Here is a 9317-nt window from a genome sequence, read left to right on the forward strand (position 1 = left end):
TCCCAGGGTTTCCCGCCGGTGAACTTGTAGGTAATCGGCTCTTTGTTTTTGCCGATGTTGCGATCCACTTTGCCGACGGGCTCACGGCCTTCGTTGACCTTCTCGGGAAAGACGCCGTCTTTGGGATGCACCAACACAGGCTCCCCCCCCGCGGGAATGCGGAAGATCTGGTAGTCGTTGATCTTGTAGTCGGATCTCAACTGGGCACCCAGCGCCAAACACTGCTCTTTGCGGGCAAAGGTGAGAAAGTTTTTGCCTTCCACCATTTCGGCAGCGCCGCCGGTGGGCATTTCAAACACCTGCCCCGGCTTGCCCGTCCAGGTGATGACGTATTTTTCTTCGGTTTCGGCTGCGCTCAACAGCCCTCCGGTGGATCCCCCAAATAGAGGCAGCTTTGCTCCCTGACGAGGATCGCCTTCCATCACAGCCATAGTCTACCTTTCTCAACTCGTTGTGGTTTGCGGTGGTTTGCCTTGTCCAAACCGCGGTTTGCGGCGCGAAGCACTTTGAATCTACCACTGACTCGATTTTTGGCCCCAGTTCCGCCTGGGAACTGTAATCTTTCGTAGCAGACTGGCTGGCCCTCAGACGGATCCCTGGGCGCCCTGTAGGCCACCATAGAACAAGCCGGAGACCCACAGCTTTCTGGAAAAGGAACAGCGCCCATGGCCCAGTGGTCCCTCCATCCCAGCTCGCAATCCAACGCTAGGGTCATTCTCATTCCCACCGCCTTTGGCCACGATACTCAGGCTCCGATGGCCATTCTCAATGCCGGTTCGGAGCTGTGTGCCTTCGAGCCGAGGTTGGGGATCGATGTGGATAAGCTGGCGGTGGCGCAGTTGCCGGGGCTGGTGGATGAGCCTCCCTACGGCATGTGTGAGGCGGCGGTGACTCAAGCTTGGAGACGACAACAATGGCCGGTGCTGTTGCCTTCGGTCTTGGCCGCCAGTTGGGGGGCCATTCGTGCCCTCTGGAAGCACTACCCAACTCTGAGTGTGGTGCATTGCAGCGCTCATGCCAACCTGATGCCGCCCCCAGAGATGACCCAGCCGGATCAAGATACAAGCTATGGCAGTGCTGCCTGGGTGGAGTTGCTCTATCAGCACAAGCTGCCGGTGATCCATGTGGGATTGCGCAGCGGCAGTGCGCGGGCCTACGCATGGCTGAAAGCCCACCACAGCCCAATATTCTGGGCCCAAGATGGCTGGGATCCCCAGCAGGTGGTGGCCTCTTTGCCGGATCAACCGGTGTTTTTGGTGGTGGACTGCAGTGTGCTGGATCCTTCCTTGGCGCCCGCGGTGCATCACCCAGAGCCAGGGGGGGTGAGTTGGCCGCAACTGTTGCAGACCTGTGAGGCCATCTTTGCCGCTCGTCCTGTGGTTGGCCTTTCACTGGGAGGGGTGGCGGTGGGATCCGCAACACGGCAAACTGCTCGCGTGGTGGCCCGCCTGCTCAATTGGTTGCTGGCCTGCTATGCCCTTCACTCCCTGAAGGTGACCGCTCAACCGCAACCTGTCCAGACGGTTTAAGCTGCTCAAAGATGAATGCCTGAATATCTGGGAATGGTTGCATGAACCTCTATCGCCGAGTGATCTTCCCGCAACTGTTGGATCTGGCCCTCTCGGGGGAACGGATAGAGCGCTATCGGCGGCAGCTTCTGGCCCATGTGCAGGGATCCGTTCTGGAGATTGGTTTTGGCACCGGCCTCAACCTACCCTGCTACCCAGAGCACATTCGCAAGATCACAGGGGTAGACCCCAATCCCGGCATGGGATCCCTGGCTCGTCGGCGCATTGCCTCTTCTCCCATCGCCGTTGATTGGCAAGTGGCGGATGCCCAGGAACTGCCTTTTCCAAGCCAGAGTTTTGATAGCGTGGTCAGCACCTGGACATTGTGCAGCATTCCCAATGTGGCCAAGGCTTTAGGGGAAATCCGGCGGGTGTTGCGAGCGGGGGGCAAGCTGTTTTTTCTCGAACACGGCCTCAGTGAGGATCCCCAGGTGCAAAGATGGCAAAATTGTCTTAACCCTATACAAAAGGTAATCGCAGATGGCTGCAACCTAAACCGAGATATGGCCCGGTTGATCCGAGAAGCGGGGTTTCGGTTTGAGCAACTGGAGCGGTTTTATATGCCTGACCAGCCCAAGTTTATCGGCTACACCTATCAAGGCATAGCACTCCCTGACCCGGAAGGAAGCTGCGGATCCCAGGGGGCTTGAGCAGCCACCGATTCTTCAATGGCTCTCTACCTGTTCGCCTTTCTAATCACACAGTTGCAGACGGGATTGCGGCTGCCGCATGGCCGGGTCGATCTCGTAGGTCAGCTCAAAGTTGATCACCCGCCAGCGCTGAGGGGATCCACCCCTATCCTCTGGGATTTGGGAGCTGAAGCTGACGGGCAAGCCATAGAGGCGAGGTGGGCCAGGACGACGGTGGGATCCCTGCTCCAGATAAGGGGTGAGCAGCTGGCGGTAGCGCTCGGCCACGATCACCTGAGTGGCTCGCATTCCTTGCATGCGCAGCCGATCCAATTCTTCATGAATCTCAAAACGGATCCCATCGGCGTGGGTGTGCTGACGAAACCAGCGACCTTCCCAAAAGCGCCAGCGCCGTCCGGATTGCAGGTGTACCAGCTCCTCTTGTTCAGCATCCGCCTCAAATGCACCATGGCGAGGGCAGAGGTAGGTATCGGTCAGGGTGAGGGCCGCAATCGTTTGCCGACAGTGGGGGCACTGAATGCTGGGGCCGAAGATCGGGTAGGAAAAGGCAACAGTCATAGGAAACCCCACAAAACGCGGCTGGATATCTGGGCAAATCCGCAGTTGTCCACATTATAGATGTTGCCTTTTGGGGATCCCCATGACAAAACCGGAGGAGATCTTCTAAATTAGGAGGTAGGGGGGATGCGCTCGAAGTCTGTACTGATTCTGGGCGAGCCTCAAGGAGCTCCGCGATAGCAACGGGGAGTGGGTGGTACCCACTTCTTTGCTTTTTGAGGGGGCTTACTGTCCCCTTTGCCAGCTCCGGCTCAAAGGGGTTTGGATCTGGCGGCAACACCCGGTTGGTGACAAGTTGGTTATGGTTCACCCTCTTATTCCACAGTTGGAGAGCTTGGCCCGTCCCTTGGCCGCTCAACTGGGATACCAGTTGGTGCAGATGGTTTTCCACACCAACCAGCATCCGCCAGTTCTGCGGGTGGATATCCGCCCACTGGATCCCGACCGAGAAACCAGCCATGCCGATTGCGAAGCCATGAGCCAAGCCTTAGAAGTCGAGCTGGATCGGGTGGATCTGATCCCAGGCCAGTATGTGTTGGAGGTGTCCAGCCCTGGCATCAGCAACCTTCTCACCAGCGATCGCGACTTTGTGGTTTTCAAAGGGTTTGCGGTGGAGGTGACCTTGGATCCACCCTACAAGGGCAAAGCCGTTTGGTCAGGACACCTGCTGGGTCGGGATGAGGAGAGGGTTGCCTTATCCCTCAAGGGGCGGCGAGTTCAGTTGCCCCGCGCTTCGGTGCAGCGGGTTGCCCTCTCATCGGAAACTGACTAGGAGACCGGAGATAGAGAGAGCGTTTGACCGCAGGTGGTGCGGCCCTCCCTTCGCATCAGAGATGCGGGTTCAGTTCCCGCTGTGGAGCAATAGCAACAGCAAGTTTCACGAAGTTTGTGCAGGAGGACAGTGGTTATGGCGATGGTGCCTCTGCCGGGTTTGGCGGAAATGGTGGAGATGATCTCGCGGGAGCGCAACTTGCCCCGCCATGTGGTCACCGATGCCCTGCGAGAGGCGCTGCTCAAGGGCTACGAACGCTACCGCAAAACCATCCAGCGAGATGTGGTCTTTGCAGAAGACCACTTCCGCAATTTCGATGTGGAGTTGGATGTGGAGGCAGGAGGCTTTCGCGTTTTGGCCACCAAAGCCATCGTTGAGCAGGTACAGGATCCGGATCACGAGATCTCTCTGTACGATGTGCAGCAGGATTACCCAGAAGCCGAAGTAGGCTGGGAAGTCACAGATGATGTCACCCCACAACAGGCGGAATTTGGCCGCATGGCGGCCATCCAAACCAAGCAGGTGCTGGCGCAAAAGTTACGGGATCAGCAGCGCCGTCTGATTCAGGAAGAGTTCCGCGATCTGGAAAAAACCGTACTGCAGGCACGGGTGCTGCGCACCGAGCGGCAGACGGTGATCATGTCGGTATCCAGCGGTTTCGGACAACCTGAGGTGGAAGCAGAACTGCCCAAGAAGGAACAGCTGGCCAGCGATCGCTACACTCCCAACGCGGTGATGAAGGTCTATCTCAAGAAAGTCTATGAGGGATCCCGGCGGGGGCCACAGCTTTTGGTTTCCCGGGCCGATGCTGGCTTGGTGGTGAACCTGTTTGCCAACGAGGTGCCAGAAATTGAAGAGGATATCGTGCGGATTGTGGCAGTGGCGCGGGAGGCCAACCCCCCTTCCCGAAATGTGGGGCCACGTACCAAGATTGCGGTCGATACGGTGGAGCGGGACGTGGATCCAGTGGGGGCCTGTATTGGCGCGAGGGGATCCCGGATTCAGGCGGTGGTAGCGGAGCTGCGCAACGAGAAAATCGATGTCATCCGCTGGTCGCCGGATCCTGCCACCTACATTGCCAACGCCCTCAGCCCGGCCAAGGTGGTGGAGGTGCGGCTAGTGGATCCGGAAATCCAGCAAGCTCATGTGTTGGTCAACAGCGACCAGCTCAGTTTGGCCATTGGCAAAGAGGGGCAAAATGTGCGCCTGGCAGCCCGCCTCACCGGTTGGAAAATCGACATCAAGGAAGTGGAGAGCTACCGCGCAGCGCTGGAGGAAGCCCAAGCGCAAGGGTTGCCCTATCCCTTCATCACTCCAGCGGCACTGGAGCGCTTCCAGCGGCGGGCAGAGCGGGCTGCTTTGGGCCTAGAGGATGAGGAATACGAAGAAAAGCGCCGCCTGGAGGAAGAGGAGCTGGCGGGGGACGATAGGCTGGAAGAAGACTGGGCTGACGAAGAGGAGGACTTCGACTACGACGCCGAGTTCGACATTGCCCAGCCGAAGGGGTAATGATATACGCTCTACCCTCACTTTGCCCGTACACTTTGCTCGTAGAGGGCGGCTTCTGCCGGAAGTCTGGGCTTTGGAATGAGTTTTGCTGCAGGGGATCGCGGTTGCACCGAGACCGCAATGGCGCATGTGGGGTTTTCCTGCCTGCTTGGGCAGAACTGCCCTGTTCCGGCAATCTGCGCTGGTGAAAGATGCTAGCTTTTGTTAGCATGCAGGAGCCAAAAAAGTTCGGCAGGCAAATCAAAACTCTTCCGAGCCAGAACCCAAACCTCAATCCAACACAGCGGGATCCCTTGGCTAGTTCAGAGTTTGCCCTGGAGCAGTTGCTCTTTGCCCCGGCCACGCCTGACCCCGACGCAGTGCGGGTGATCTATGCCTTTCCCAACACCTACGCAGTGGGGATCACCAGCCTGGGCTATCAAGTCATCTGGAGTCTGCTGGCCAGCCGCCGAGATGTGGCCGTCTCCCGCCTCTTTACAGATCTGGCTGAACCCCTGCCCCGGGAGCCGGAGCTGTTCGGCTTTTCCCTATCCTGGGAGCTGGATTATGTCCATATCCTGGCTCTGCTGGAACGGCACGGGATCCCTCCCAGATCTGAGGAGCGGGAAGAAGCCCACCCCTTGGTCTTTGGCGGCGGCCCGGTACTGACGGCCAACCCCGAGCCTTTTGCTGAGTTTTTTGACCTGATCTTGTTGGGGGATGGGGAAGGTCTTCTGGAGAAGATGATTGAGGTCTATCGGGAGGTGCGCCAGGGATCCCGGGCTGAGAAATTGCAGGCGCTGGCGCAGGTGCCAGGGATCTATGTGCCCGGCTTGTATGAACCCCAATACCGGGAGCCCGACGGCCCGGTGGAGAAGGTGCTCCCCAAAGTGGCCGGGATCCCTAGCTCCATTCGCAAACACACCTTCCGCGGCAACACCCTCTCGGTTTCCACAGTAGTCACCCCCAAAGCGGCCTGGGAGAGCATCTACATGGTGGAGGTGGTGCGCAGCTGCCCGGAGATGTGTCGGTTTTGCCTGGCCAGCTATCTCACCCTGCCTTTCCGGGTGGCGGATGTGGAGGGGCATTTGATCCCGGCGGTAGAGCGGGGGCTGCAGGTCACTCAGCGGATTGGGTTGCTGGGGGCTTCTGTAACCCAGCACCCCCAATTTGAGCAGTTGCTGGAGCACTTGGCCCAGGATCGCTTCGAGCAGGTGCGTCTCAGTTTGGCCTCGGTGCGCACCGCTACCGTAACCCCACGTCTGGCGCAGGTACTCTCCCGCCGGGGCAGCCAGTCCATTACGGTGGCCATCGAAAGTGGCTCAGAACAACTGCGCCAGATCATCAACAAGAAGTTAAGCAACCCGGAAATCTTGGCAGCAGCAGCCCACGCCCAGGCTGGAGGTCTGAAGGGCATTAAGTTCTACGGCATGGTAGGGATCCCGGCGGAAACCCAGGCAGATCTGGAGGCCACAGTAGCCCTTTTCCAAGAGCTCAAAAAAGCGGCTCCCGGCCTGCGCCTAACGCTGGGGTGCAGCACCTTTGTGCCCAAAGCCCACACCCCTTTTCAGTGGTACGGAGTGGATCCCCAGGCCGAGAAAAAACTGCAGTTTTTCCAGAAACATCTGCGTCCCCTGGGGGTGGAGTTGCGCCCGGAAAGCTATAGCTGGTCGGTGATCCAGGCCCTCATCTCGCGAGGGGATCGGCGGGTGGGAAAAGTCTTGCAGTTGGCGCGGGACTTTGGGGAATCCTTGGGGAGCTACCGGCGCGCTTTCAAAGCGCTTAAAGGGCAACTGCCGCCTCTGGATTACTACGTGCACAGCCACTGGGATCCAGGGGATCCCTTGCCTTGGCAACACATCGAAGGGCCCCTCACCCTGGAGCGACTGTTGCAACATCGCCAGGAAGCTCTTTCTGTTCGCATCCCTTAGAGATGTCTATTGGGGTTGTTTGCAGGCCGCAATGCTGCTGGCAATGACCGCCTCGGTTTCGGCCAAGCCTTTCCAGCCCAAGATCTGGGTTTCTTTCTTTTCCAGGCGCTTGTAGGTGGCGAAAAACTCCGCGATCTCATCCAGGCGGTGCTGGGCGATGTCTTCCAGCTTGGTCACCGAAGCATAGCGGGGATCCTTAGCAGGCACACACAGCAGCTTCTCATCGGGATCCCCGCCGTCGATCATCTGCAACATGCCCAAGGGGCGCACCGTGACCACACACCCTGGGAAGGTGGGCTGATCCATGATCACCAAGCCATCCAAGGGATCCCCATCCCCGGCCAGCGTATTGGGCACAAAGCCGTAGTCGTAAGGGTACTGCACCGAGGAATAGAGCACCCGATCCAGCGCCATCGCTCCCATGTCTTTGTCGAACTCATACTTGTTTTTGCTGCCGCCGGGAATCTCAATCAAGATGTTGAGCAGGCCGGGCTTGGGTTGGGCAGGGATCCGCGACAGGTCGATCACAGCAAGCACCCTCGGATTGGGAATAGACAGCCAGAGGGTATTCTGACATACTCCTTGCCCCAAAGGACAGAGACTCTTGACACTTGCCGGGAACAGTTCACGTCGGCGGGACGAAACCCTTAGCCGCCTTCACATTGCTTCACATTATTTTCTCCACGTCTGGCTTAGCGTCGCATCTTCCTCGACGAGATGGGAGACTGGGTTTTCTCTCCCCCTTTCCCTCAGCAGGCCCAGAGCCGCCTGGAAGGATAGGGTTCCGGATCCGGCTTCCTTGATTGGCTCAGACATACTCCCCGGGCAAGATTCGAACTTGCGACCAATCGGTTAACAGCCGACCGCTCTACCGCTGAGCTACCGAGGATCAAGCGTTTCTCATCATAGGGGAAAAAAGGACTGCTAGGCAACTGCCGATGAGGGGTTCTGGTTTGGCCTTGGGATCCCTGTTCAGTGGAGCGGGCTTGATTTTGCTCAATTGCTCGCCTTTCTCAGGTCTATCTGACGGATCCAGGGGACAAACCCTGAAAACGCCCTCGTCAACCGAACGGAAGCCATTACAATGGTTACGGACATTTGCCAGCGCCCCTCATGGACTTCGGAGTCGGATTTCTCTCCAACAACGTCATGCTGCCGATCCTGGATTTTTTCTACGGGATCGTGCCCAGCTACGGACTGGCCATTATCTTCCTGACGTTGGTGATCCGCTTTGCCCTCTACCCGCTCAATGTGGGATCCATCCGCAACATGCGGCGCATGAAGGTGATCAGCCCGGTGATGCAGCGGCGGATGCGAGAACTCCAGGAGAAATACCGAGACGACCCGCAGAAGCTTCGGGAAGCCCAGGCCAAGCTTTACAGCGAGCTGGGGGCCAATCCCTTGGGGGGCTGCCTGCCACTGCTCATTCAAATGCCAGTGCTGTTTGCCCTGTTTGCCACCCTGCGGGGATCCCCCTTTGCAGCGGTGACCTACGATGTCAACTTGCAGATCCTGCCGGCGGAAATGGCGGCTGAGGTGGTGCCCGCCCCCTACGTCAGCCCCAGCAAGAACATTTTTGTCACCGACTCTCTTCACAAGCCGGTGGTGCTGGTGGAACCCAAAGGCACCAAGATTGCCGTCGGGGAAGAGGTGCAATTTTTGCTTCAAGGGCCGGGGGGCAAACCTTTTGAGCAATTGGTGGCCGAAGCGGGTGGGGATCCCAATCTGTTACAGCCCACCTGGAAGATCACCAAAGGAGAAGATCGTGCCCAGATCAAGCCGGATGGCACCTTGCTGGCTCTGCAGCCGGGGGATGTGACCGTGCAGGTGTCTATTCCCGGTTTGGCCTCTGACACCGGCTTTCTGTTCATCGACAAGTTGGGCCGTGTGGGGGCCTTCGACGAGGATGGCACCATCCACTGGGATATCATCGCCATGATCGTCATCTTTGGGGTGTCCATTTACCTGAACCAGTACCTAACCAATGCCGGACAGGATACCGGCAAAGAGGATCCCAGCCAAAGTTCCATGGCTCGGATCACCCCTGTGCTGTTCTCGGCGATGTTCCTGTTCTTCCCTCTGCCGGCAGGGGTTTTGCTCTACATCCTTGTCTCTAATATCTTCCAAACGGTGCAGACTTTCCTGCTCTCGCGGGAGCCGTTGCCGGAGAACTTACAGCAGTTGGTGGAAGAGGAGCGCCGTCGGGCCGCCCAGGCGATCACTGTGGAGGCCAAGGAAGTGGAAAAATCGACCAAGCCCAGAGCAGCCAAGGAGGGACGGGAATCCTTGCCCTTTGAGCCCTAGGGGATCCTCGCTGTTGGGGTGGACTTGTGGTGGAGTGTTGATACCT

9 protein-coding genes and 1 tRNA gene are annotated in these 9317 nt (G+C 58.3%); 6 read left to right on the top strand and 4 right to left on the bottom strand.

Annotation, left to right across the window (positions count from 1 at the left end; genetic code table 11):
• Positions 1-422 (bottom strand): photosystem I reaction center subunit II PsaD (locus NW820_RS02535; protein ID WP_414406602.1); only part of this gene is annotated, 422 nt, incomplete at its 3' end.
• 243 nt (positions 423-665) lie between these two features.
• Between NW820_RS02535 and NW820_RS02540 the strand changes: the two genes are divergently transcribed.
• Complete coding sequence (locus NW820_RS02540) at positions 666-1529, top strand: arginase family protein (protein WP_414406603.1); 864 nt, start codon at positions 666-668, stop codon at positions 1527-1529.
• 41 nt (positions 1530-1570) lie between these two features.
• A complete protein-coding gene (locus NW820_RS02545; RefSeq protein ID WP_414406604.1) occupies positions 1571-2218 on the top strand; it encodes a class I SAM-dependent methyltransferase in 648 nt (215 codons plus the stop codon).
• A 42-nt stretch (positions 2219-2260) separates the two neighbouring features.
• Here NW820_RS02545 and NW820_RS02550 read toward each other — a convergent pair whose 3' ends face one another.
• Positions 2261-2776, bottom strand: coding sequence for a TIGR02652 family protein (locus tag NW820_RS02550; RefSeq protein ID WP_011433824.1), 516 nt, complete (start codon positions 2774-2776; stop codon positions 2261-2263).
• Between the two features lie 301 nt (positions 2777-3077).
• Between NW820_RS02550 and rimP the strand changes: the two genes are divergently transcribed.
• The 3 genes from rimP to NW820_RS02565 all read left to right on the top strand — a co-directional run bounded on the left by rimP (position 3078) and on the right by NW820_RS02565 (position 6967).
• Positions 3078-3548, top strand: coding sequence for a ribosome maturation factor RimP (gene rimP, locus NW820_RS02555; RefSeq protein ID WP_011433822.1), 471 nt, complete (start codon positions 3078-3080; stop codon positions 3546-3548).
• A 135-nt stretch (positions 3549-3683) separates the two neighbouring features.
• Positions 3684-5057: a transcription termination factor NusA gene (gene nusA, locus NW820_RS02560; RefSeq protein ID WP_414387771.1), complete on the top strand. Its 1374-nt coding sequence runs from the start codon at positions 3684-3686 to the stop codon at positions 5055-5057.
• Positions 5058-5350: 293 nt separating this feature from the next.
• The gene (locus NW820_RS02565; RefSeq protein ID WP_414406605.1) at positions 5351-6967 is read left to right on the top strand and encodes a B12-binding domain-containing radical SAM protein; all 1617 of its coding nucleotides are present in this window, start codon (positions 5351-5353) and stop codon (positions 6965-6967) included.
• A 6-nt stretch (positions 6968-6973) separates the two neighbouring features.
• On the opposite strand, the gene NW820_RS02570 is transcribed toward NW820_RS02565, so the two are convergent.
• Positions 6974-7492 (bottom strand): inorganic diphosphatase, encoded by a 519-nt coding sequence (locus NW820_RS02570; protein ID WP_414406607.1) that lies wholly within the window; start codon positions 7490-7492, stop codon positions 6974-6976.
• A 292-nt stretch (positions 7493-7784) separates the two neighbouring features.
• A tRNA-Asn gene (locus tag NW820_RS02575) sits at positions 7785-7856 on the bottom strand.
• Between the two features lie 224 nt (positions 7857-8080).
• On the opposite strand from NW820_RS02575, the gene yidC reads away from it, so the two are divergent.
• Positions 8081-9271: a membrane protein insertase YidC gene (yidC, locus tag NW820_RS02580; RefSeq protein ID WP_414406606.1), complete on the top strand. Its 1191-nt coding sequence runs from the start codon at positions 8081-8083 to the stop codon at positions 9269-9271.
• Positions 9272-9317 lie beyond the last annotated feature (46 nt).

Origin of the sequence: Synechococcus sp. R55.7, from assembly GCF_047461955.1 — a bacterium.
Classification (GTDB): domain Bacteria; phylum Cyanobacteriota; class Cyanobacteriia; order Thermostichales; family Thermostichaceae; genus Thermostichus.

Bases quoted from the DNA above. Each gene is read 5' to 3' on its own strand.
- NW820_RS02545 (WP_414406604.1), top strand. From the start codon at position 1,571: ATGAACCTCTATCGCCGAGTGATCTTCCCGCAACTGTTGGATCTGGCC.
- NW820_RS02550 (WP_011433824.1), bottom strand. From the start codon at position 2,776: ATGACTGTTGCCTTTTCCTACCCGATCTTCGGCCCCAGCATTCAGTGC.
- nusA (WP_414387771.1), top strand. From the start codon at position 3,684: ATGGCGATGGTGCCTCTGCCGGGTTTGGCGGAAATGGTGGAGATGATC.
- rimP (WP_011433822.1), top strand. From the start codon at position 3,078: ATGGTTCACCCTCTTATTCCACAGTTGGAGAGCTTGGCCCGTCCCTTG.
- NW820_RS02540 (WP_414406603.1), top strand. From the start codon at position 666: ATGGCCCAGTGGTCCCTCCATCCCAGCTCGCAATCCAACGCTAGGGTC.
- yidC (WP_414406606.1), top strand. From the start codon at position 8,081: ATGGACTTCGGAGTCGGATTTCTCTCCAACAACGTCATGCTGCCGATC.